The sequence below is a fragment of the Streptomyces sp. NPDC055103 genome (assembly GCF_053607625.1).
Map to the genome: position 1 here is coordinate 26,949 of NZ_JBSGTX010000002.1, position 22,189 is coordinate 49,137.

The following is a 22,189-nucleotide window of genomic DNA, read 5'->3' on the forward strand; positions in this document are numbered from 1 at the left end:
GGTTCTGCGGGAGGGAAGCGAATGCGTCAGCGATCAGCAGAACGTGTGATCCATCGAGCTCACGTTCAATCGTTCTCCAGGCCGAGGTCCAGTCGGGTGGTGGTGCCGGTGGTGGTGCCGTTGCTGGTGGTGCCCGTGGTGCCGTTCTGCCAGGTCACGGTGAGCGTGCGCGGGGCGGTGACCCGGACGTCCGCGAGGTCGGCCACGGGGGTCGGGGCGGCTTCGGCGGTGAGGGAGGCGAGGGCGACGAAGAGGGTTTCCGGGCCGTGTGTGACGCCCGCCAGGGCGAGGGTCCGGCTGCCGGGACCCTGAAGGGTTTCCCCGGTGGGGAGTTCGGTGGCTTTCGTGGCCTCCGGGTAGCCGTGGACCGGGTGGAGCTCCGCGTGGGGCCCGTCGGGGGTGGTGGCCCAGCCCGTCTGCCGTACGGGAGTCCCTTCCGGGGCGCCGAGCACGAGGTGCGCGCGGACCTCGGCGCGGCCGTGGGCGAGGGTCACCGAGAGGATCCGGACGCCGGGGCGGGGGGTGTGCAGGGAGGCCGCCCAGTCCGGGCCCGTGCCCGCCGGGACGGCGGGGCCGCGCGTACTGGCCCGGCCGTCCTCCGCAAGGAGGGCGAAGTGGTTGTCGGCGGGGGCCGGTCCGGTCGTGGGGCCGGTGCGGGTGGAGTAGGCGTGGCGGGCGTAGCCGGGGTCGTCCTCGTCCGTCCCGGCGGCGTGGACGTGGTTGCTGCCGTGGTTGTGGAGGCGTACGAGCCCGTCGGCCGCGGTCGTCTGGACGAGCAGGCCTGTCGGGGCGAACGGGCGTACGGTGTCGGTCCGTTCGGCGGGGAGGGCTTCCTCGGGGTCGGTCCAGGCCGGGTGGCCGGCGGGCAGGAGGAGGCCGAGGAAACCCTTGGAGGCCCAGTAGGGGGAGCCGGGTCCCGAGTACTCCTGGACGAGGGGCGGGTACGGGCCGTGCCAGCCGAGCGTGAGCAGCCCGCGTGCGTCGGTGGCGCCGCGGTCGAGGAAGTACCGCAGGGTGCCGGAGGCGAGGCGGCGGGTCGCGCCGGGGGTGAGGGGGGTGTGGCCGGTGAGGGTGCCGAGCCAGGGGGCGGCGGCCGCGGCGAAGCGGTAGATCAGGGAGCGCCCGTAGGGGGCGGGGGCGCCGTTCGCGTCGAAGAGGTGGACGTGGTCGTCGAGGTGGCGGCGCAGGCGGGGGCCGTACCGGTCGAGGAGGGCGCGGTCGCCGGCGAGGTGGGCGTGGAGGACGGGGTAGAAGTGCAGGGCCCAGGCGTTGTAGTGGTCGAAGGCGCGGTTGTCGCCGTCGCTGTACCAGCCGTCGCCGAGGTACCAGTCCTCGACGCGGGCGAGGGAGCGGTCGATCGTGGCGGCGGCCCGGTCGGTCTCGATGCCGGCGTCCTGGAGGAAGCCGGCGACGGTGAGGCCGAAGAGCCACCAGTTGTTGTCGACGGGGGACGGTCCGAGGGCGGGGCGGAGCCAGTCGACGACGCGCCGGCGGGTGGGGTCGTCGAGGCGGTCCCAGAGCCAGGGGCGGGTGAGACGGAGGCCGAGGGCGATCGAGGCGGATTCGACGATCGCCTGGCGGGTGTCGGTCGCGAGGGGCCAGGAGTCGGGGTCGTCGGTGCCGGGTCTCGCCGTCCCGGCGGCGAGTCCGTCCGCGTACCGGTCGAGGTGGCCGTGGGGGTCCGCTCCCTGGGCGCCCGCGACGCGGAGGGCCGCGAGGAGGAAGGTGCGGGCCCAGCCTTCCAGTCCGTCGGAGCGGGCGCCTGACCAGCTGGGGCGCGGTCCGGGGAGGTCGATGAGGCCGCCGCGGGGGGAGGTGTGGGGGCGTACGGCCAGGAGGAGCCGGTCGGCCGTGGTCTCCCAGTGGGCACGGGTCCAGCCGGTGTACGGACTGAGCTCACGGTTCTCGGGCGGCGTGGGCATGATGCTCCCTGAGGGCTCCCTGACGTCTGCGTCGCCGGGAATCCTGAACAGGCTTCGATCGAACGTCAAGAGAATCGGAGCGAATGATCGAAACTCCCGTCGTTCGATCATTCCTGGACTAGAGTCGAAGAACCTGGTCCCTGGGCCACCAAAAGCCTGATCCCTGGACCACCATCACCGCGAGGGGGAGCACACCGTGCGCGAGAGTGCCGCCGAACGACACGACCGACTGCTGGCCCTGGTCCGCGAGCGCGGCACCGCCCGCGTCGCCGAACTGGCCGAGCGGCTCGGGGTCTCCCCCGTCACCGCCCGCCGGGACGTCGAGGCGCTGGCGGGGCAGGGCCTGCTCGACCGGGTGCACGGCCAGGTGTCGTGGCCCCGGGGGCAGGGCGCGCCGGCCGCGGGACGGCCCGGCGAGGGCCTGGTCCTCGGCCTGCTGGCCCCCTCCGCCACGTACTACTTCGCCGAGGTCATCCGGGGCGCGCACGAGGCCGCGGCACGGGCCGGCGCCCGGCTGGTGCTGCGCGTCTCGGACTACCGGCCGGAGGAGGACCGCGCCCGTACCGAGGGGCTGCTCGCGGCGGGCGCCGAGGGCGTCCTCGTCGCACCCGGCTGGCGTGGACCCGAGGACCGGCTCGCCTACGGGGACTGGCTGGCCGAACTGCCCGTACCGGCCGTGCTCCTGGAGCGCAGGGCCGAGCCCGGCAGTCCGCTCGACGGTCTGGACCGGGTCGTCTCCGACCACGGCCACGGCGTCCTCCTCGCCCTCCGCCACCTGCTCGCACTCGGTCATTCGACGCCGCTGCTCGTGGCCCGCGGGGACTCCCCGACCGCGCTCGCGGTGCGCGCCGGGTACGCCGAGGCGCTGGGGACCCTCGGCCTGAAGGAGCCCCGGCCGGTCATCGAGTCCGTGCCGGCCGAGGCGGATCCGGAGGGCTTCGAGCGGGCCGTGCGGGCGCTGTACGAGGCGGTCCGCTCGGGCCTGTCGGGCGCGGCGCTCGTCCACAACGACGTGGACGCGATCGAGATCGTGCAGCGCCTGGCCGAGCTGGGCGTGCGGGTGCCGCAGGACCTGGCCCTGATCGCGTACGACGACGAGGTCGCGGCCCTCGCCGACACCCCGCTGACGGCGGTCGCCCCGCCCAAGCGGCAGGTGGGGAGGTACGCCGCGGAGCTGCTCGTGGAGCGGCTAACGGAGGGTGAGGCGGGGCCCGGCGAGGAGGCGGCGCGGCGCCATCTGAGCCTGCTGCCGCGGCTGCGGGTGCGGGAGTCCTGCGGGGCGCGCGGCCACCGATCGATCTGATCTTTTTTCGATCAATCAATCTTTCGCTCTTGACTTCGGTCATGAACGGTCACAGGATCACGGCCACAACCTCCCAGCCGCCCCGCCTTCAGGAGCCGTGCCGTGACCCGTACTTGGAGCAGAACATCCCGTGTCATAGCCGGCACCGCGACCGCCCTCGCCGTTCTCACGGCCTGCGGCGGCAGCGGTGACGACACCACATCCGCCGACGGCAAGCCCGTGACCATCACCTTCTGGGGCTGGGCCAAGGGCTCCAAGGACGTCGTCGACGCCTTCAACGCCTCCCACACCGACATCCAGGTGACGTTCGAGGAGATCCCCTCCGGCACCGCCGGCGGCTACGCCAAGATCTCCAACGCCGTGAAGGCGGGCAACGCCCCCGACCTCGTCTCCATCGAGTACTCCTCGCTCCCCGAGTTCGTCAGCTCCGGCGCGCTCCAGGACATCGGCGGCGAGTTCACCGAGGCCGACCGGGCGAAGCTGCTCCCGCAGACCGTCGAACTCACCACGCTCGGCGGCAAGTCCTGGGCCGTCCCCTTCGACGCCGCCCCGCAGGCCTTCTTCTACCGCAAGGACCTGTTCGCGAAGTACAAGGTCCAGGCCCCCACCACCTGGGACGAGTTCAAGAAGGCTGCCGAGCAGGTCAAGAAGGCCGACGCCAAGGCCCGTATCGCCACGTTCTTCCCCGACGACCCGACCACCTTCGAGGCGATGGCCTGGCAGGCCGGCGCCCAGTGGTTCAAGGCGGAGAACGAGACCTGGAAGATCGACACCACCGACGCCGCCACCACCAAGGTCGCCGCCTACTGGCAGGGCCTCCTCGACGCCGATCTCGTCCACAAGAACGCCTCGTTCAGCCCCGAGTGGACCGGCTCCCTCAAGAACGGCACCACCATCGGCTACCTCGGCGCCTCCTGGGGCGCGGGCGTCCTCAAGGGCACCCTGCCCGAGCAGAGCGGCAAGTGGGCCGTGGCGCCCATGCCCAGCTGGGACGGCAAGGCCGCGAGCGGCATGCTCGGCGGCACCTCCTTCGCCGTGACCAGGGACAGCAAGCAGAAGGCCGCGGCCGTCGCCTTCGCCGAGTGGATGTCCACCACCGAGCAGGGCGTGAAGGCCCGCATCGCCTCCGGCACCTCCTCCGCCTTCCCGGCCGCCGCGAGCCTGCGCCCGGTCGCCAAGAAGGCCTTCGACGCGAGCTACTACGGCGGCCAGGACATCTACGCCCTCTTCGAGGCCTCCGGCGCGTCCATCAACCCCAGCTGGTCCTGGGGCCCGACCACCGGCACCACCAACACCACGATCAAGGACCACTTCGGCAAGATCGCCCAGGGCGGCCCGACCATCACGGACGCCGTCAAGGCCGGCCACGACGCCACCGTCGCCGAGCTCACCAAGCGCGGCCTGAAGGTCGAGGGCTGACCGAGTGAAGGCCCGCACCCGCGCCGCCACGATCCTGCTGACCCCGTTCTTCCTCCTGTTCACCGCGGTGATGGTGGTGCCGATCGGCTACGCGGTCTGGCTCAGCCTCTTCACCGAGAAGCAGTCCGGACTGGGCTTCGGCGGCACCGAGACCGTCTTCAGCGGCCTCGACAACTACACGGCGGCGCTGGGTGACCGGGCCTTCCGCGAGGGCTTCGGCGTCCTGCTCGGATACTGCCTGTTCTACATTCCGCTGCTGCTCGTCGGAGCCCTCGGACTCGCCCTCCTCCTCGACTCGGCCCTCGCCCGCGCCCGCCGCTTCTTCCAGCTCGCGCTCTTCCTGCCGCACGCCGTCCCCGGCATCATCGCCGCGCTGATCTGGGTCTACCTCTACACACCCCAGCTCAGCCCAGTCGTGCAGGCCATGGAGGCGGGAGGCATCGACTTCGACTTCTTCTCCCCCGAAGGCGCGCTGCCCTCCATCGTCAACATCGCCCTGTGGGAGTGGCTCGGCTACAACATGGTCATCTTCTACGCGGCCCTCCAGGCCATCGACCGCTCCGTCCTCGAAGCGGCCACGGTCGACGGGGCGGGCGCCTGGCGCATCGCCTTCTCCATCAAGGTCCCGCTGGTCAAGGCCTCACTCGCGATGGTCGGGCTCTTCACGATCATCGGCTCCCTCCAGCTCTTCACCGAGCCGCTGATCCTCAACAAGGGCACCGGCTCCGCCGTCACCTCCACCTGGACGCCGAACATGTACGCCTACACCGCGGCCTTCGACCGCAACGACTACGGGCTCGCGGCGGCGGCCTCGGTCCTCCTGGCCCTGACGGCCGCGCTGCTCTCCTTCGCGGTGACACGACTGACGGGCCGGAAGGGGAAGCGCGCATGAGCAAGCCCCGTACCACCGCCACGAACAGATGGCTCTCCAGGACCGCCGTCAACGGCGCCCTCGTCCTCGCCGTCGTCTACATGCTCTTCCCGCTCGTCTGGCTGCTGACCGCCGCCACCAAGGACGCCGGAGGCCTCCTCGCCGGAAACGCCTTCTCCTTCGAGGGCTTCGACCTCGGCGGCAACCTGTCCCGGCTCGCCGAGTACAACGACGGCATCTACTTCCACTGGTACCTGAACAGCCTCCTCTACGCCGGATTCGGCGCCCTCGCCTGCTCGCTCGTCAGCGTCGCCGCCGGATACGCCTTCCACGTCTACGACTTCCGGGCCAAGGAGAAGCTCTTCGGCGTCGTCCTCCTGGGTGTGCTCGTCCCCACCACCGCGCTCGCCCTGCCGATGTACCTCCTCGCCAGCGAGGTCGGCATCGTCAACACCTACTGGGCCGTCCTGATCCCGGTCCTCGTCAACCCCTTCGGCGTCTACCTCTCCCGGGTCTTCTGCGCGGGCTACATCCCCGACGAGGCCCTGGAGGCGGCCCGTATCGACGGGGCCGGCGAACTGCGCGTCTTCTGGTCCATCGGTCTGCGCATGGTCATGCCCGGCTTCGTGACCGTCTTCCTCTTCCAGTTCACCGCCATCTGGAACAACTTCTTCCTCCCCCTGGTGATGCTCTCGGACCAGAAGCTCTACCCCCTGAGCCTCGGCCTGTACGCGTGGAACAGCAACGCCCACGCGGAACCCGACTACTACCCCCTCGTCGTCACCGGATCCCTGCTCGCCGTCGTCCCCCTCGTCATCGCCTTCGTCTCCCTCCAGCGCCACTGGAAGGCGGGTCTGACCGCCGGCAGCGTCAAGTGAGGAGCACACGTCCCACGATGCACCCCGCCACTGACAACCGCCCCGCCCTCCTCCTCGCGATGGGCCCGGACACCGCGGAACGCCTGCTCACCGACGCCCACCGGCAGCGCCTCGCGGCCCTCGCCAGGACCGACCCGCGCTTCGTCGCCCACGACCTCACCGCCCCGGACGCGCGCACCGCCGCCGCCCTCGCCGAGGCCGAACTCCTCCTCACCGGCTGGGGCGCCACGCCGCTGACCACCGAGGTCCTCGACCGCGCCCCCCGCCTCCGGGCCGTCGTCCACGCCGCCGGCTCCGTCAAGCACCACATCACCGACGCCTGCTGGGACCGCGGCCTCCGCGTCACCACGGCCGCCACCGCCAACGCGCTGCCCGTCGCCGAGTACACGCTCGCCGCGATCCTCTTCGCCGGGAAGCAGGTCCTCCGCTCGGCGCAGCGCTACGCCGAACTCCGCACCGACCACGCGTGGCTCACCGAATCCGCCGCCTGGGGCAACCACCGCCGCACGATCGGCATCGTCGGCGCCTCCCGCATCGGCCGCCGGGTCGTCGAACTCCTCCGCCCCTTCGACTTCGAGATCCTCCTGTACGACCCGTACGTCGACGTCCCGCCGCCCGGCGTGGAGCTGACCGGCCTCGACGACCTCTGCGCCCGCAGCACGGTCGTCTCGGTCCACGCGCCGCAACTCCCGTCCACGTACCGCATGATCGGCGCTGCCCAGCTCGCCGCGATGCCCGACGGCGCCACCCTGATCAACACGGCCCGCGGCTCCCTGATCGACGAGACGGCGCTCCTCCCCCACCTCCTCGCGGGCCGCCTCCACGCGACCCTCGACGTGACGGACCCGGAACTCCCACCCCCGGACTCCCCGCTCTACACCCTCCCGAACGTCCTGCTCACCCCCCACGTGGCGGGCTCCCTCGGCAACGAACTGCACCGCATGGCGGACCAGGCGATCGAGGAGGTGGCGCGGTACGGGAGGGGGGAACCGTTCGCGGAGGAGGTACGGGCGTCAGACCTCCAGCACTCGGCGTAGACCGCCGCTCCCCCTGCCCGCTCCATGCGTCCAACCTAGACTGGAAGGGTCCTGTCCCGGGGTCGGGAGGCGTCATGACGTTCGTACAGATAATCGACTGCAAGACGAGTCGGGTGGACGATCTGAACCGGCTCATGGACGAGTGGGTCGAGCAGACCCAGGGAAAACGGACCGCGACCCACAGCATGGTCGGCAAGGACCGTTCCGACGGCTCCCACATCGTGGAGATCGTCGAGTTCCCCTCCTACGACGTGGCCATGCGTAACTCCCAGCTTCCCGAGACCGACCGGATCTTCCGGGAGATGGTCGCGCTCTGTGACGAGATGCCGACCTTCACCGACCTGGACGTGGTCAGGGACGAGGCGCTGTACAAGTCCAACGCCCGGCGGCTCATGGAGATGATCGCCACCCAGCAGGAGCTCGCGCTGCTCGACGAGGTGCTGGCCGAGGGGTACCACGACCACGATCCGACCAACGAGCAGGACGTCATCGGCATGGACGCCGTCCGGCGCGAGGTGGAGATGTGGCGGGGCGGCTTCGACTTCTCCTTCACCGTCGACGACCAGCTCGCCGAGGGCGACCGGGTCTGCACCCGCTGGACGTGGAAGGGCAGCCACACCGGGGACTTCATGGGGCTCCAGCCGACCGGCATGGACGTGACCATGACCGGGACGGTGATCCACCGGTTCCGGGACGACGGGAAGATCGTCGAGGGGTGGTGGCAGTACGACCTGCTCGGACTCATGGGGCAGCTCGGCGCCGTGGAGACATAGGAGCGGGCGGAAAGCACGAGGCCCGGTGCCCCCGCGACGGGGGCACCGGGCCTCAGCTCTGAGCTCTGAGCTCTCAGCTCTCAGCTCTCAGCTACGAGCTACGAGCTACGAGCCTCAGTGGGAGTGACCGTGGCCGTGGCCGTGGCCCGCGTCCGCCGGCTCCTCTTCCTTCTTCTCCACCACGAGGGTCTCGGTGGTGAGGAGGAGGGAGGCGATCGAGGCGGCGTTCTCCAGGGCGGAGCGCGTCACCTTCACCGGGTCGATGACGCCGGCCTTGACCAGGTCGCCGTACTCGCCGGTCGCGGCGTTGAAGCCCTGGCCCTTGTCGAGCTCCGCCACCTTCGAGGTGATGACGTAGCCCTCGAGGCCGGCGTTCTCGGCGATCCAGCGCAGCGGCTCGACGGCGGCGCGGCGGACGACCGCGACACCCGTGGCCTCGTCGCCGGTCTTGCCGAGGTTGCCCTCGAGGACCTTGACGGCGTGGACCAGAGCGGAGCCACCACCGGAGACGATGCCCTCCTCGACCGCGGCGCGGGTCGCGGAGATGGCGTCCTCCAGACGGTGCTTCTTCTCCTTGAGCTCCACCTCGGTGGCGGCGCCGACCTTGATCACGCACACGCCGCCGGCCAGCTTCGCGAGGCGCTCCTGGAGCTTCTCGCGGTCCCAGTCGGAGTCCGTGGACTCGATCTCGGCCTTGATCTGGTTGACACGGCCCGCGAGCTCGTCGGCGTTGCCGCCGCCCTCGACGATGGTGGTGTCGTCCTTGGTGATCGTCACGCGGCGGGCGGTGCCCAGCACGTCCAGACCGGCCTGGTCGAGCTTGAGGCCGACCTCCTCGGCGATGACGGTGGCACCGGTGAGGGTGGCCATGTCGCCGAGCATCGCCTTGCGGCGGTCGCCGAAGCCCGGGGCCTTGACGGCCACGGCGTTGAAGGTGCCACGGATCTTGTTCACGACCAGGGTCGACAGGGCCTCGCCCTCGACGTCCTCGGCGATGATCAGCAGCGGCTTGCTGGCGCCGGCCTGGATGACCTTCTCGAGGATCGGGAGCAGGTCCTGGATCGAGGAGATCTTGCCCTGGTTGATCAGGATGTACGGGTCGTCGAGGACGGCCTCCATACGCTCCTGGTCGGTGACCATGTACGGGGACAGGTAGCCCTTGTCGAAGGCCATGCCCTCGGTGAAGTCGAGCTCCAGGCCGAAGGTGTTGGACTCCTCGACGGTGATGACACCGTCCTTGCCGACCTTGTCCATCGCCTCGGCGATGAGCTCGCCGACCTGCTGGTCCTGCGCGGAGAGCGCGGCGACGGCGGCGATGTCGGACTTGTCCTCGATCGGGCGCGCGGTGGCGAGGAGCTCCTCGGAGACGGCCTTGACGGCGGCGTCGATGCCCTTCTTCAGGGCGGCCGGGGAGGCGCCGGCGGCGACGTTGCGCAGACCCTCGCGGACCAGGGCCTGGGCGAGCACGGTGGCGGTGGTGGTGCCGTCACCCGCGATGTCGTTGGTCTTGGTCGCCACCTCCTTCACCAGCTGGGCGCCGAGGTTCTCGTACGGGTCGTCGAGCTCGACCTCGCGGGCGATCGTGACACCGTCGTTGGTGATGGTGGGGGCGCCGAACTTCTTGTCGATGACGACGTTGCGGCCCTTGGGGCCGATCGTCACCTTCACCGTGTCGGCAAGCTTGTTGACGCCGCGCTCAAGGGCGCGACGGGCGTCCTCGTCGAACTTCAGGATCTTCGCCATGGGAGCGGTTCAGCCCTCTCGGAATGGGGTGGAAACGAACTGCGCCCCCGGACGCCCTGTGCGGGGTCAAGGGGCGCAGCTCAAAGCATCTGCTTCAGATACTTCAGGTACTCGGTGAATTACTTCTCGATGATCGCGAGCACGTCGCGAGCCGAGAGGACGAGGAACTCCTCGCCGTTGTACTTCACCTCGGTGCCGCCGTACTTGCTGTAGAGCACGACGTCGCCGACCTGAACGTCGAGCGGCAGGCGCTCGCCGTTCTCGAAGCGGCCCGGGCCCACGGCGAGAACAGCACCCTCCTGGGGCTTCTCCTTCGCGGTGTCCGGGATGACCAGGCCAGAGGCGGTGGTCTGCTCGGCGTCGAGCGGCTGGACCACAATGCGGTCCTCGAGCGGCTTGATGGCAACCTTGGAGCTGGTGGTCGTCACGATCCGACCTCCCCCTTCGGAGATTACGGGGTCAACTGTCTGAGGTGGCGACCAGGTGGATCCGTCGTCGCGGGTGCCGGACCTGCCTGTCGCTGTGTTGGCACTCTCCAGTGGGGAGTGCCAGAGCCGAGACTATGACCGCGATTAGCACTCGGTCAAGCGGAGTGCCAATTCCGTGCCGTCGCGCGTCGTTCCGGTACACCTTTCGGCCACCGCGTCGGCCACGGTCGCCGTCTCCCGAGGGCCCATCCGCTCCGCCGCCTTCCGCCCCAGCCGCTCGATCGGGTCGACCGACGAGGCACAGCCGGAGAGGGTGAGCAGCGCGCCGGCCAGCGCGGCGCCCGCGATCACCGTACGGATCCGTGCCGCACGGACCCGTCCCGCACCGAGCCCTCTCGCAGGTAGCCCTCTCACACGTAGTCCTCGAGCTTCGCGACCGCGTACCCCTTGGCCGTGATCACGTTCATCACCCGCCGGATCATGTCCGGCATCGTGCCCTTCCAGTCGCCCTTGCCCCGGAAGTGCGTGAGCACGATGTCGCCGGGGTGCAGGTCCCGGTCCCACTCGCGCCACTCCATGTGGTCCGGGAAGGCCTCCGAGGCCCACAGCGGGACCGCCTTGACCCCGCAGGACTTCGCCGCGCGCAGCGTGTTCTCGTTGTAGTTGCCGTACGGCGGGCGGAAGAGCGGGGGCCGCTTGCCATACCGTTTCTCGATGACGTCCTGCATCCCGCAGATCTCACGCTTCTGCTGCGCGTACGACAGTCCGGGCAGGTAGCGGTGGTTGAGCGTGTGGTTGTGGAGGGAGACCCCGCCCTCCTGCGACTTCTGCATCCGCGCGAAGTAGCCGTAGTCGTCCTTGACGACGTAGTCGCTGAGGAAGGCGCTGTACGGGATCCGGAGGTCCTTCATCATCCGCAGCAGCTCGGGGTCCTTCTCCGCGCCGTCGTCGATCGTCAGGAAGACGACCTTCTGCTTGGTCGGCACGGTGGTGAAGACGGGCGGCAGGCCCTCGCCGTCCGTCTCGAAGCCCTTGCGGGTGGTGATCCTCGGCTTGGCCTTCGGCGGGGCCGGGGCGTCGAGCGGGGGCCGGGCCAGACCCCACTTCTTGGCCGCGAGCGCGCGGGCGGCCTTCTGCTTGCGGACCTTCTCGACGTACGCGCTGAGCGCGCCGGCCGATCCCGGGGCCTGCGCCTGTCCCTGCTGCCCCGGGGCGGGGGCGGGGGCGCCGCGCTCCGGTGCGGCGGGGCCGGAGTCGGAGCAGGCCGTGGCGGCGGATGCGAGGGCTGCGACGACGAGAGCGGCCCCGAGGGTCCGCCGGAAAGGGTGCGCGCTGATCACCATAAATTCTTCCTCTTGTCGTACAAGCGGTATGGCGCCGCATCCTGTCAGTGAGCGCACCCCTACGGACCGCGACACCGCCGCACGGCGGCGCACGTCCCCCGGCCGGCCCACAGCACCGCAGGCCCCACAATGGGACGGGTGACCGACCTCGCCCAGTTCACCGCCCTGCTCACCCCCGAGGGACAGGCGCTCCTCGCCGCCCTGCGCGACTACGACCCCGCCCAGGAGCTGGCGGTCGTCTCCCGGCTGCGCCGCGACCACCCCGCCGAGCTCGTCACGTCGGCCGTCGGGCAGGCCCGGCTGCGCCAGCGCGCGGTGGCGAAGTTCGGCGCCGAGGACGCGTACCGGATGTACTTCACGCCCAACGGCGTCGAGCAGTCGACCCGCGCCTCGGTCGGCACCTACCGGGCGGCCCGCCTCAAGGCCCTCGGCGTCGGCAGCGTCGCCGACCTCTGCTCCGGGATCGGCGGCGACGCGCTCGCCCTCGCCCGCGCCGGGATCTCCGTCCTCGCCGTCGACCGCGACCCGCTGACCGCCGAGGTGGCCCGCGCCAACGCCGAGGCCCTCGGCCTCGGCGGGCTGATCGAGGTGCGGTGCGCGGACGTCACCGACATCGACACCGCCCCCTACGACGCGGTCTTCGTCGACCCGGCGCGGCGCGGCGGCCGGGGCAGGATCTTCGACCCCGAGGCGTACTCCCCGCCGCTCTCCTGGGCCGTCGAGGCGGCCCGCAAGGCCCCGCACGCCGCCCTGAAGGTGGCACCCGGCATCCCGCACGAGGCCGTCCCGGCGGAGGCCGAGGCCGAGTGGATCTCGGACGGCGGGGACGTGAAGGAGGCCGTGCTCTGGTTCGGTACGGAGCCGGGCGCCCGCCGCGCCACGCTGCTGCCCTCGGGCGCCGGGATCGTCGGCCGGGGACTGCCCGACCCGGCGGTCCGGCCGGTCGGCCGCTATCTGTACGAGCCGGACGGCGCCGTCATCCGCGCGCACCTCGTCGCCGAGGTCGCCGAGGACGTGTCGGGCGGCCTGATCGACGAGACGATCGCCTACGTCACGGCGGACGAGCTCGTCCCCACCCCGTACGCCTCCGCGTATGAGATCACCGACGAACTCCCCTTCAACCTCAAGAAGTTGAAGGCTCTGCTGCGGGAGCGCGAGGTCGGCACCCTGACCGTGAAGAAGCGCGGCTCGGCGGTCGAACCCGAGGAGATCCGGCGCAAGGTGAAGCCGAAGGGCCCCCACTCCGCGACGGTGCTGCTCACCCGGGTCGCGGGGGCCCCGACGATGCTGATCGGCCGCCCGGCGGGCGGGGGCCGGTGACCGAGCTGCCGTGAGCGGCAGGATGCGAACAGGGGGAGAGATCGTGGCGCTGCACCCGGAAGGCATGTTCACCACGGGGCCGGTCGCGCACCTCGTCGGACTGGCCGCCGGCGGGCCCGACCCGCTGGAGTGGGAGGTCCTGCGGTTCCAGCGCGTCACGCGGACGGAGTACTGGGACCCCGCCTGGCGGCACACCCCGCAGCATCTCGCCTCCCAACTGGACTATCTGTCCACCGTGTTCAGCGAGGAGTTCCTCGCGACCTGCCCGGAGGCGAACCGCCACGCCTGGCGGACGGCCGCCGGCGCGAAGGGCGTTCCCGCGTTCATGACCGAGCTCGCGATGCTCCTGCGGCTCGCGGACCGCCAGGGGGACGCCACGTACGAGGACGTGCCGCTCGCCGCGTGGGAGGTGAGGGCGCGGTTCCCGCTGCTGCTGTCGCTGGACGGCTGGGCGTACGACGGCGAGTTCGCCTCGTACGAGGAGAGCCTGCGGGCGTACGTCGAGGGCGAGCACCCGTACTGCTCCCACGAGGTGTTCCCGCGCCTCGCCCAGGCCCTGGAGGCGCGGACGCTCTGCGCCGGGTCGGCGGCCTTCGCCGCGTCCTTCCGCGAGCTCGCGCCGGAGGCGACACCGGAGGCCCTCGCCGTCATCGCCCGCACCACCTTGACCCACATGACGGAGCACCATGCCTGAGCAGCCGACGGCGACCCCGCGCGCGGTCTTCCACGAGGAGCCCTTCCCCGAGCTGTTCGGGCTCGCCACCGAGGCGGTCCTCAGCGGCGACGGGCAGTGGGTCGCGGTCAGTTCGGTGCTCTCGGACCTGAGCCGGGTGGCGGTCTACCGCACCGCCGACCTCTCCTGCGCCCACGTCCTGACGGTGGCCATGGAGACGGAGACGATGGCCTTCCACCCCACGCTCCCGCTCCTCGCCGTCGGCTTCGACAACGGCGACGCGTACCTGCGCGAGGGCCGTCTCGTCCTCCTCGAACCCGCGAGCGGTCATCGCGTGGACCTCGCCGATCCCCGGTGGGGTGTCGAGCTGGTCCGCTGGACGGACGCGAGCGCCCTCGAACTCACCTTCTGCGCCATGCACGACGGGGTGGAGTTCGAGCGGTCCCGGGCCGTCGTGGCCCGCGAGGAGTGGCTCGGCCTCGCCCCCGACGCCCTCGGCCTGTCCGCCCTCCGGAAGCAGCCGCTCGACCCGTCCACCCCGCTCCCGTACTCCGAGCCGGATCCCGCGCACCAGGTCCTCCGGACACTCGCCGAGCGGGCCGGCCGGAGCTACGACGGCCTCGGCGGGGTCCGGGCCGTGGCCGGGCTGAGCGACGGCCGGGTGCTCGCCACCCGCAGCCACGCCGTGGTGGAGTGCTGGTCCCCCGACGGGTCGCCGCTGTGGAGCGTTCCCGCTCCGTCGGCGGCCGGCGGTCGGCGGATCGAGGTCTCCGCCGACGAGCGGACGGTACGCGTCGCCGTCGCCGGCCCCGACTCCCGTACCCGGACCGACTTCCCTCTCGTCGACACCTCCGACGGCACGGTCCTCGACACCCCCTCGGTGCCCTTCTCGGCAGCGCTGTCGACCCGTACGGACGGGGTGTGGGCGATCCGGGACACGTACGACCGCGGCAGCGAGAAGGAGGGCACCGCCCCCAACACCCGGACCTTCGCCGCCGACGGCACCCCGCTCGCCACGGTCCACGAGCCCGACCGGTACGACCTCGTCCCGATCGACGTCCGTCGCTGCCCCGAGCTGCTGTACGGGCGGCGGCGCCGGGACGTGATCGCGCTCGACCCCCGCTCCGGCGCCGAGACGACGCTCTTCCCGCTGGAACCCTTCCGGGTCGACCGCCCGCTCGGCCGCGCGGTGTACGTCTCCGACTCCGCCGGCCCCGCCCTCCTGCACGGCCGGACGGAGCTGGTCCGCCGCGCCTTCCCGGCGGGGGACGTCGTCTGGACCACGCCGCTGGACGCCGAGCTCGTCGACCTCGACGCGCACGACGGCGTCCTGCACGCCCTGTGCGCCGACGGCACCCTGATCTCCGCCGACACCGCCGACGGCACCGTCCTCGACCGCCGCGCCCTGCCCCCGTACGGCCCGCTCTCGGTGCACGCGGCCCCCGACGGCACGGTCCTCGTCGGTACGTCGGCGGGCCGGATCCTCCGCTACTGAGCCTGGACGGCCCGGGCGCGGCCGAGGAGCAGGTCCCGCTCGCGCGCGTTCCGCGTCAGCGAGGCGGCCCGCTCGAACTCCGCCCGGGCCTCCGCCGCCCGCCCCAGCCGGGCCAGCAGGTCGCCGCGCACGCTCGGCAGCAGGTGGTAGCCGGACAGGGCGGGTTCGGCGGCCAGGGCGTCGACAAGCGGGAGGGCCTCGGCGGGGCCCTCCGCCATCGACACGGCGACCGCGCGGTTCAGCTCGACCACCGGGGAGGGCGCGACGGCCGCCAGCCGGCCGTACAGGGCCGCGATCGTCCGCCAGTCCGTCTCCCCGTACGAGGCGGCGCGCGCGTGGCAGGCGGCGATCGCGGCCTGGAGGGCGTACGGCCCGTAGGAGCGCCCGTCCCCGGCCCGCTCAAGGGCGGCGAAGCCGCGCCGGACGAGCAGCCGGTTCCAGCGGCTCCTGTTCTGGTCGGCGAGGAGGACGGGCTGCCCGTCGCGGCCGGTACGGGCCGCCGTCCGGGAGGCCTGGAGCTCCAGCAGGGCGGCGAGCCCGTGGACCTCGCCCTCCCCGGGCAGGAGCGCGGCGAGGCCGCGGGCCAGCCGGAGCGCGTCCTCGCACAGGCCGGGCCGCAGCAGGTCGTCGCCCGCGGTCGCCGCGTACCCCTCGTTGAAGATCAGGTAGACGACCTCCAGGACGGAGCCCAGCCGGGCGACCCTCTCCTCCCCGTACGGCACCTCGAACTCCACGCCCGCCTTCGCGAGCGTCCGCTTGGCGCGGGTGATCCGCGCCGCGACCGTCGCCTCGGGCACGAGGAAGGCGCGGGCGATCTCGTCCGTCCGGAGCCCGCCGACGAGCCGCAGCGTGAGCGCCGTGCGGCTGTCGGCGGAGAGCACCGGGTGGCAGGTGGTGAAGACGAGCCGGAGCACGTCGTCGTCGATGTCGCCCGGGCCGGACGGCTCGGGGTCGTACGACTCCTCCGTGAGCGTCCGGCCCACCTCGGCGAGCTTGCGGGCGTACGTCTCGCGCCGCCGCACGAGGTCGACGGCGCGGTGCTTGGCGGTGGCCGTCAGCCAGGCGCCCGGGCGCTCCGGGACCCCTGTCCGCGGCCACTGCTCAAGGGCGGCGACGAGCGCGTCCTGGGCGATCTCCTCGGCGATGCCGACGTCCCGGACGATCCGCGCCACGGTGGCGATGATCCGCGCCGACTCCATCCGGCAGACCGTCTCCAGGGTGCTTTCCACCGTCATGGTTCACATGACAGCACAGCGGGCGACACGGCAGGGCCGTACAGGAGTGCGGTCCACCCCACGGGTCAGCCTTCCGGCATCTCCTCGACCTCGCGGACCTCCAGGCCGACCTTCCACTGCGGCGGGTGGACGGCCAGGAAACGCCTCCCCCACTCGACGGCCTCGGCCATGTCCTTGCACTGGAGCATGGCGTAGCCGCCGACGACCTCCTTGGTCTCGGTGAACGGTCCGTCGGTGTACGACAGCTTCCCGTCCGACCAGGTGATCCGGGTGGCCTCGGCGGTCGGCTTGAGCCCGGCCGTGTCCACCATGGCGCCGGCCTTGGTGATCTCCTCGAAGAGCGCGCCCATCCGCTCCTCGAAGCCGGGGTCGGCGCTCTCCATGTCGATGGTGTTCTCCTCGATGCGGACGAGGGACAGGAAGCGGGGCATGACGACTCCTCGGTGGTGCGGTGGCGGGGCCGTTCCCCGCCTTCCACACATACGTCGAACGGGTCGGGCCCGCATCGACACCGCGCCAGGGGAATCTCCGGGAATCCGTGGACCGGGATCCTCAGACGTAGTCCTCCAGGCGGGCCACGGTGAAGCCCTGCTCCTGGATGCGGCGCAGCATCGTGGCCGTCATCTCGGTCATCGTCCGGCCCTTGAGCTCCGACGGGCCCCGGAAGTGGGCCAGGATGATGTCGCCGGGGCGCAGCTTCTTGTCCCCGCGCTGGTACTGCATGTTCTTGATCTGCATGGACTCGCGCCACAGCACGATGGCGTCCACCCCGCAGGTCCCGGCGGCGGCGCGGGTGTCCTCGTTCCAGTTGCCGTACGGCGGGCGGAAGAGCCGCGGGGCCGTGCCGTACCGCGCAGCCAGCTTCGTCTGCTGGCCGCAGATCTCCCGGCGCTGGGCGTCGCGGGAGAGCGTGCGGAGGTTGGGGTGGGTCAGGGTGTGGTTGGCGACGCCGTGGCCCTGGGCGGCGAGCGGGGCGAAGTAGCCGTAGTCGCCGCGGATCGCGGAGTCGGTGAGGAACATCGTCACCGGGACCTTGAGGTCCTTCATCATCCGGACGAACTCCGGGTCCTTCTCGGCCCCGTCGTCGATCGTGATGAAGACGATCTTCTCGGTGGTGGGGATCTCGCTGATGACGGGGACGGGACCGCCGGGCTTCCGGACGACCGGCTTGACCGCCGGCGGGGCGGGCGGGGCGGCGAAGGGCTTCAGCCCCCACGTGCGGTACGCGGCGGCGGAGCCCGGCGCGCCGGCGGCCGCACCGGCTGAGGGATCCACGGCCGCACCGGTCGAGGGCGACGCGGCCGCACCGGCTGTGGGCGCCACGGCAGGGGCGCTCCCGGACGCGCCCGGGGCGGTGGCGGGGGCGGGGGCCGGGTGCTCCGCCGTGCAGCCGGTCACGAGCAGAGCGACGGCGGTCAGCGCCGCCCACACCACGATCTTCTTGTCCACGCCCTGTGGGATGCGCGAGCGGGCCCCGGGGTTGCCCCCGGAGGCCGGATCAGTCGGAGGAAACCGCCTCGAAGCGCCAGCGATGGACCGGACGGGTGATGAGCTCCGCCTCCGGCTCGGGCAGTTCGGGCAGTTCGGCGTCGAAGGTCTCCGCCTCCCACCACGTGAGGACGAGGACCCGGTCCTGCGGGGCGCGGAAGATCTCCCGGCGCAGGGGCTCGTGGGCCAGGACCTGGGCCCTGGCCCATTCCAGGAGCTCGGCGCCGCGGCCCTGGGCGGCCCGCGCCTCCCACATGAGCGTGAGCTTCACGGGTACAGGTTCTCCTTGCTGACCTCGTGCACGTGATCGTGGTCGTGGGCGTGACCGTGATCGTGGGCGTGGGCCGCACCGGGCACATGCGGATCCGTCACCGGCAGCGACGAGTCAGCCGACAGCTCCAGGTCCGAGGCCGGCCGGTTGCGGGCGACCATCTCGGAGCCGAGCGCGGCGACCATCGCGCCGTTGTCCGTGCACAGCCCCGGGCGCGGTACGCGCAGCCGGATGCCGGCCCGCTCGCAGCGCTCCTGGGCGAGCGCCCGCAGCCGCGAGTTGGCGGCGACGCCGCCGCCGATCATCAGGTGGTCGACGCCCTCGTCCTTGCAGGCCCGGACGGCCTTGCGGGTGAGCACGTCCACGACGGCCTCCTGGAAGGACGCGGCCACGTCCCGTACGGGCACGTCCTCGCCGGCCGCGCGCTTCGCCTCGATCCAGCGGGCCACGGCGGTCTTGAGGCCGGAGAAGGAGAAGTCGTACGCGGGGTCACGGGAGCCGCTCAGTCCGCGCGGGAAGGCGATCGCCTTCGGGTCGCCCTCCCGGGCGAGCCGGTCGATGACCGGTCCGCCGGGGAAGCCGAGGTCGAGGACGCGGGCGATCTTGTCGAAGGCCTCGCCGGCAGCGTCGTCGATGGTGGCGCCCATGGGCCGCACGTCGGAGGTGATGTCGGAGGAGAGCAGCAGGGACGAGTGACCGCCGGAGACCAGCAGGGCCATCGTCGGCTCGGGCAGCTTGCCGTGCTCCAGCTGGTCGACGCAGATGTGCGAGGCGAGGTGGTTGACGCCGTAGAGCGGCTTGCCGAGGGCGTAGGCGTACGCCTTGGCGGCCGAGACGCCGACGAGCAGCGCGCCCGCGAGGCCCGGCCCGGCCGTGACGGCGATGCCGTCGAGGTCCTTCGCGGAGACCCCGGCCGTCTTCAGGGCGCGCTCGATCGTCGGGACCATCGCCTCCAGGTGGGCGCGGGACGCGATCTCGGGCACGACGCCGCCGAAGCGGGCGTGGGTGTCGACGCTGGAGGCGACGGCGTCGGCGAGGAGGGTCGTGCCGTGGACGATGCCGACGCCGGTCTCGTCACAGGAGGTCTCGATGCCGAGTACGAGGGGTTCGTCAGCAGCCATCAGTCATTCCAGCCATGGGTCGTTACGGACATCAGATCTCGGTCCCGGTTCCTTGGACGGTCAGTCGCATCACGAGCGCGTCCACGTTGCCGGGCTGGTAGTAGCCGCGCCGGAAGCCGATGGGCTCGAAGCCGAAGCGCTCGTAGAGCTTCTGGGCCCGGGTGTTGTCCACGCGCACTTCGAGGAGGACCTCGTCGCATTCGAAGGCGGTGGCGTGGTGGAGCAGGTCGGTGAGGAGCCGGGCGCCGAGGCCCGTACCCCACTGGTCGCGGGCGACGGCGATCGTCTGGACGTCGCCGAGTCCGCCGGCCGCGGCGAGCCCGGCGTATCCGACGAGCCGCCCCGCCGCGTCCTCCGCGACGAGGTAGCGGCGGGTGGCCCGGGGGCCGCGCGCGTGCGCGAGCTCCGACCAGAACATCCCCGCCGACCAGGCGTCCTCGGGGAACAGCTCGTCCTCCAGGGCCAGCACCGGGGCGATGTCCCACCAGCGCATCTCGCGCAGCTCGACCCCACCGGTCACGTCTCCGCCGGCCACGTCTCCGCCGGCCAGGTGTCCGCCGGTCGTGTCTCCGCCGGTCACTTGGGGGTGACCACCTTGTAGTTCTTGGGCACCTGCGCGTCGGGGCGCCGCAGGTACATCGGCAGCGGGTCCAGGAACCCCTCGCCGCCGGCCGCCAGCTTCTCGGCGGCGAGCGCGGCGAGCGCGGCCGCCGACTGGTGCTCGGGGTCACGGGCGTCGGGGAAGGCATCGGGGTAGAGGCGGGCGCCCGAGCCGACGACGGGCAGACCGGCGAGGCGTTCGGCGATCTCGGCGGGTCGGTCGACGGCCGCGTCGGTCACGCGGGTGCGGGAGTCCTCGTAGCGCGCCCAGTAGACCTCCTTGCGGCGCGCGTCCGTCGCGACGGCGAAGGGCCCGTCGATCCCGGAGGCGTACGCGAGGCCGTCGAGGGTGCACAGGCCGTGCACGGGGACGCCGAGCACGGAGGAGAAGGACGCGGCGGTGACGAGACCGACGCGCAGACCGGTGTACGGACCGGGGCCGACGCCGACGACGATCCCGGTGACGGCGTCGAGCGCGAGCCCGGCCTCCTTGAGGACCCGGTCGACGGCGGGCAGCAGCAGCTCCCCGTGACGGCGGGCGTCGACCTGGCTCGACGAGGCGACGACGGCCTCGCCGTCGTGCAGGGCGACGGTGACGGCGGGGGTGGCGGTATCCATGGCGAGCAACAGCACGCGAACAGCCTACGGCTCCCGGGACGGGCGGCGCCCCGGCGAGGCACCCGGGCCACCCCCGGACCGCCGCCGGGCACGGCGCCCCGCCCCCGGGGGCACCGGCTGCTACCGTCACCCTTCGATACGTTCGTACGAGAGGTGGGCACGGTGGCAAGGAGCAGCTCGGGATTCGTGGCCGGGCTCACCGCGGCGGCCGTCGTCGCGGTCGGCGTCCTCGCGTACCAGGCCTCGGCGAACGTCCCCACCGATCTGTCGGCGAAGCCGACGAAGCCGGGCACGGCCGTCCCCTCCGCGTCGGCGAGCGGCGGCCCGAAGCAGCCGGTGAAGAACCCGCTGACGGTCCCGGCGGGCTCGGGCACGGGTGAGCGGGTCGTGTACGCACTCGCCGACCGACGGGTGTGGCTGGTGGACGGCAAGGGCAAGGCCACCCGCACGTTCACGGTGATGCCGAGCACGGTGAACCCGCCGCCGGGCGCCTACTCGGTGACCTCGCGCTCGGGCTCGGTGCGCGGCTCGGACGGGGTGCAGATCGAGCACGTGGTGCGGTTCGCGACCGCCCAGGACGTGGCGATCGGCTTCAGCGCGGCGGTGGACGGCTCGACGCCGAAGCCGGACCCGTCGAAGAAGACGGGCGGCATCCGCATGAAGCGGGCGGACGGGGACGCGCTGTGGATGTTCGCGTCGATCGGCGCGAAGGTCGTCGTCGTCAACTGACCGCGCCCGCTCCCGCACACATATACAGGCTGTCCTGCCCTGATTCGAGGAGGGACGACGCCTCCTAAGCGGCTTCGTCCCGCCACACGACGAGTCTGCCGTCGTCTTCGCGCCCGTCTTCGCGCTCGTTCCCGCCCTCGCCCTGCTCGGGCCCGGTGCGGCGCGGCGGCGTGGACACGGCACGCGCCGCGGCGCAGGACGCCAGGAGCTCGCCCATCGAGACGTGGTCCCGGCCGTTTCCGGCTTCCGCGCGCTGTGGCGTGGCCATGCATGCCTCCCGTAGGTTAGGTACACCTAACCAGCTCGTGCATCCATGTCACCACGGCACGTACGGCCCACGCAATATCTTCCCGACACGTTGTCGGAAGCTCCTACGATCAGACGAACACGACGGCGCCCTGGGAGGTGCCGGCTCGCCCTCAGCCGAGATCGAGGTCCTCGTCGGCCCAGCGCGAACCGATCCCGCGCAGGACGACCGTGCGCCGGTCGTCGTCGGTGTCGCCGGTCACGCGGTGGATGAGGACGTGCAGCCGGTCGTCGGTCAACTCCTCGACCTTGCCGTCACCCCACTCCACGACCACCACGGACTCGGGCAGCGAGACGTCCAGGTCGAGGTCCTCCATCTCGTCGAGACCGCCGCCGAGGCGGTACGCGTCGACGTGGACGAGGGCCGGACCGCCGACCAGGGACGGGTGGACACGGGCGATGACGAAGGTCGGGGAGGTGACGGCACCGCGCACACCGAGGCCCTCGCCGAGGCCACGGGTCAGGGTGGTCTTCCCGGCACCGAGCTCGCCGGTGAGCATGACGAGGTCGCCGGGGCGGAGGAGTTTCGCGAGCCGGCGACCGAGGTCCCCCATCTGCTCGGGGGAGTCGATGTCGAGGGTGGCGCCGGAGACGGGCGGGTGCGCTGCTTCCATGC

Annotated in this window: 23 protein-coding genes and 1 pseudogene; 10 read left to right on the top strand and 14 right to left on the bottom strand. The window is 72.0% G+C overall.

The features are described from left to right. Positions 1-65: 65 nt before the first annotated feature. On the bottom strand, positions 66-1,922 hold the full coding sequence (locus tag ACWFR1_RS01990) for a DUF2264 domain-containing protein (RefSeq protein WP_453545458.1): 1,857 nt from the start codon (positions 1,920-1,922) through the stop codon (positions 66-68). Positions 1,923-2,118: 196 nt separating this feature from the next. On the opposite strand from ACWFR1_RS01990, the gene ACWFR1_RS01995 reads away from it, so the two are divergent. The 6 genes from ACWFR1_RS01995 (at position 2,119) to ACWFR1_RS02020 (ending at position 8,203) form a co-directional block, all read left to right on the top strand. Next, on the top strand, positions 2,119-3,225 hold the full coding sequence (locus ACWFR1_RS01995) for a substrate-binding domain-containing protein (protein ID WP_453545459.1): 1,107 nt from the start codon (positions 2,119-2,121) through the stop codon (positions 3,223-3,225). Positions 3,226-3,327: 102 nt separating this feature from the next. After that, the gene (locus ACWFR1_RS02000) at positions 3,328-4,644 is read left to right on the top strand and encodes an ABC transporter substrate-binding protein (RefSeq protein ID WP_453545461.1); all 1,317 of its coding nucleotides are present in this window, start codon (positions 3,328-3,330) and stop codon (positions 4,642-4,644) included. A 4-nt stretch (positions 4,645-4,648) separates the two neighbouring features. After that, entirely contained in the window at positions 4,649-5,536 is an 888-nt protein-coding gene (locus ACWFR1_RS02005; RefSeq protein ID WP_453545463.1) for a carbohydrate ABC transporter permease, read from the top strand. Then, on the top strand, positions 5,533-6,393 hold the full coding sequence (locus ACWFR1_RS02010) for a carbohydrate ABC transporter permease (protein ID WP_453545465.1): 861 nt from the start codon (positions 5,533-5,535) through the stop codon (positions 6,391-6,393). Before ACWFR1_RS02005 ends, ACWFR1_RS02010 begins: the two co-directional genes overlap by 4 nt. Positions 6,394-6,410: 17 nt before the next feature. Then, positions 6,411-7,430 (top strand): hydroxyacid dehydrogenase, encoded by a 1,020-nt coding sequence (locus ACWFR1_RS02015; RefSeq protein WP_453545467.1) that lies wholly within the window; start codon positions 6,411-6,413, stop codon positions 7,428-7,430. 74 nt (positions 7,431-7,504) lie between these two features. Beyond that, positions 7,505-8,203 (top strand): ester cyclase, encoded by a 699-nt coding sequence (locus ACWFR1_RS02020; protein ID WP_453545469.1) that lies wholly within the window; start codon positions 7,505-7,507, stop codon positions 8,201-8,203. A gap of 114 nt (positions 8,204-8,317) precedes the next feature. Here the strand turns inward: ACWFR1_RS02020 and groL are convergent, their stop codons facing one another. From groL to ACWFR1_RS02040, 4 genes and pseudogenes are all read right to left on the bottom strand, one after another. Beyond that, positions 8,318-9,946, bottom strand: coding sequence for a chaperonin GroEL (gene groL, locus ACWFR1_RS02025; protein ID WP_453545471.1), 1,629 nt, complete (start codon positions 9,944-9,946; stop codon positions 8,318-8,320). A gap of 119 nt (positions 9,947-10,065) precedes the next feature. After that, on the bottom strand, positions 10,066-10,374 hold the full coding sequence (gene groES / locus ACWFR1_RS02030) for a co-chaperone GroES (RefSeq protein WP_024756677.1): 309 nt from the start codon (positions 10,372-10,374) through the stop codon (positions 10,066-10,068). 240 nt (positions 10,375-10,614) lie between these two features. Continuing rightward, positions 10,615-10,734, bottom strand: a pseudogene (locus ACWFR1_RS02035) (polysaccharide deacetylase family protein); the annotation flags it as partial. A 50-nt stretch (positions 10,735-10,784) separates the two neighbouring features. Next, the gene (locus ACWFR1_RS02040; RefSeq protein ID WP_453545473.1) at positions 10,785-11,717 is read right to left on the bottom strand and encodes a polysaccharide deacetylase family protein; all 933 of its coding nucleotides are present in this window, start codon (positions 11,715-11,717) and stop codon (positions 10,785-10,787) included. Positions 11,718-11,846: 129 nt separating this feature from the next. On the opposite strand from ACWFR1_RS02040, the gene ACWFR1_RS02045 reads away from it, so the two are divergent. Genes ACWFR1_RS02045 through ACWFR1_RS02055 form a run of 3 tightly spaced genes read left to right on the top strand, consistent with a single transcriptional unit; the run spans position 11,847 to position 15,205 of the window. Beyond that, positions 11,847-13,037, top strand: a complete 1,191-nt coding sequence (locus ACWFR1_RS02045) for a THUMP-like domain-containing protein (protein ID WP_453545475.1) — start codon at positions 11,847-11,849, stop codon at positions 13,035-13,037. 43 nt (positions 13,038-13,080) lie between these two features. Further along, on the top strand, positions 13,081-13,731 hold the full coding sequence (locus ACWFR1_RS02050; protein WP_453545477.1) for a hypothetical protein: 651 nt from the start codon (positions 13,081-13,083) through the stop codon (positions 13,729-13,731). Beyond that, positions 13,724-15,205, top strand: a complete 1,482-nt coding sequence (locus ACWFR1_RS02055) for a hypothetical protein (RefSeq protein WP_453545479.1) — start codon at positions 13,724-13,726, stop codon at positions 15,203-15,205. Before ACWFR1_RS02050 ends, ACWFR1_RS02055 begins: the two co-directional genes overlap by 8 nt. On the opposite strand, the gene ACWFR1_RS02060 is transcribed toward ACWFR1_RS02055, so the two are convergent. The 7 genes from ACWFR1_RS02060 to tsaB form a co-directional block, all read right to left on the bottom strand. Beyond that, positions 15,199-16,440, bottom strand: coding sequence for an RNA polymerase sigma factor (locus ACWFR1_RS02060; protein WP_453545481.1), 1,242 nt, complete (start codon positions 16,438-16,440; stop codon positions 15,199-15,201). The genes ACWFR1_RS02055 and ACWFR1_RS02060 overlap by 7 nt on opposite strands. A gap of 65 nt (positions 16,441-16,505) precedes the next feature. After that, positions 16,506-16,871: a YciI family protein gene (locus tag ACWFR1_RS02065; RefSeq protein ID WP_024756668.1), complete on the bottom strand. Its 366-nt coding sequence runs from the start codon at positions 16,869-16,871 to the stop codon at positions 16,506-16,508. A 121-nt stretch (positions 16,872-16,992) separates the two neighbouring features. Further along, positions 16,993-17,889, bottom strand: coding sequence for a polysaccharide deacetylase family protein (locus tag ACWFR1_RS02070; protein ID WP_453545483.1), 897 nt, complete (start codon positions 17,887-17,889; stop codon positions 16,993-16,995). A 49-nt stretch (positions 17,890-17,938) separates the two neighbouring features. Continuing rightward, entirely contained in the window at positions 17,939-18,199 is a 261-nt protein-coding gene (locus ACWFR1_RS02075) for a hypothetical protein (protein ID WP_453545485.1), read from the bottom strand. Continuing rightward, complete coding sequence (gene tsaD, locus ACWFR1_RS02080; RefSeq protein ID WP_453545488.1) at positions 18,196-19,320, bottom strand: tRNA (adenosine(37)-N6)-threonylcarbamoyltransferase complex transferase subunit TsaD; 1,125 nt, start codon at positions 19,318-19,320, stop codon at positions 18,196-18,198. Before tsaD ends, ACWFR1_RS02075 begins: the two co-directional genes overlap by 4 nt. Before the next feature lie 31 nt (positions 19,321-19,351). Beyond that, positions 19,352-19,813: a ribosomal protein S18-alanine N-acetyltransferase gene (gene rimI, locus ACWFR1_RS02085; RefSeq protein ID WP_453545766.1), complete on the bottom strand. Its 462-nt coding sequence runs from the start codon at positions 19,811-19,813 to the stop codon at positions 19,352-19,354. Between the two features lie 83 nt (positions 19,814-19,896). Next, the gene (gene tsaB / locus ACWFR1_RS02090) at positions 19,897-20,553 is read right to left on the bottom strand and encodes a tRNA (adenosine(37)-N6)-threonylcarbamoyltransferase complex dimerization subunit type 1 TsaB (RefSeq protein ID WP_453545490.1); all 657 of its coding nucleotides are present in this window, start codon (positions 20,551-20,553) and stop codon (positions 19,897-19,899) included. A gap of 147 nt (positions 20,554-20,700) precedes the next feature. On the opposite strand from tsaB, the gene ACWFR1_RS02095 reads away from it, so the two are divergent. After that, positions 20,701-21,267, top strand: coding sequence for a hypothetical protein (locus ACWFR1_RS02095; RefSeq protein WP_453545492.1), 567 nt, complete (start codon positions 20,701-20,703; stop codon positions 21,265-21,267). 64 nt (positions 21,268-21,331) lie between these two features. On the opposite strand, the gene ACWFR1_RS02100 is transcribed toward ACWFR1_RS02095, so the two are convergent. Then, complete coding sequence (locus ACWFR1_RS02100) at positions 21,332-21,535, bottom strand: hypothetical protein (RefSeq protein ID WP_453545494.1); 204 nt, start codon at positions 21,533-21,535, stop codon at positions 21,332-21,334. 151 nt (positions 21,536-21,686) lie between these two features. After that, positions 21,687-22,187: a tRNA (adenosine(37)-N6)-threonylcarbamoyltransferase complex ATPase subunit type 1 TsaE gene (gene tsaE / locus ACWFR1_RS02105; RefSeq protein WP_453545496.1), complete on the bottom strand. Its 501-nt coding sequence runs from the start codon at positions 22,185-22,187 to the stop codon at positions 21,687-21,689. Between the last annotated feature and the right edge of the window lie 2 nt (positions 22,188-22,189).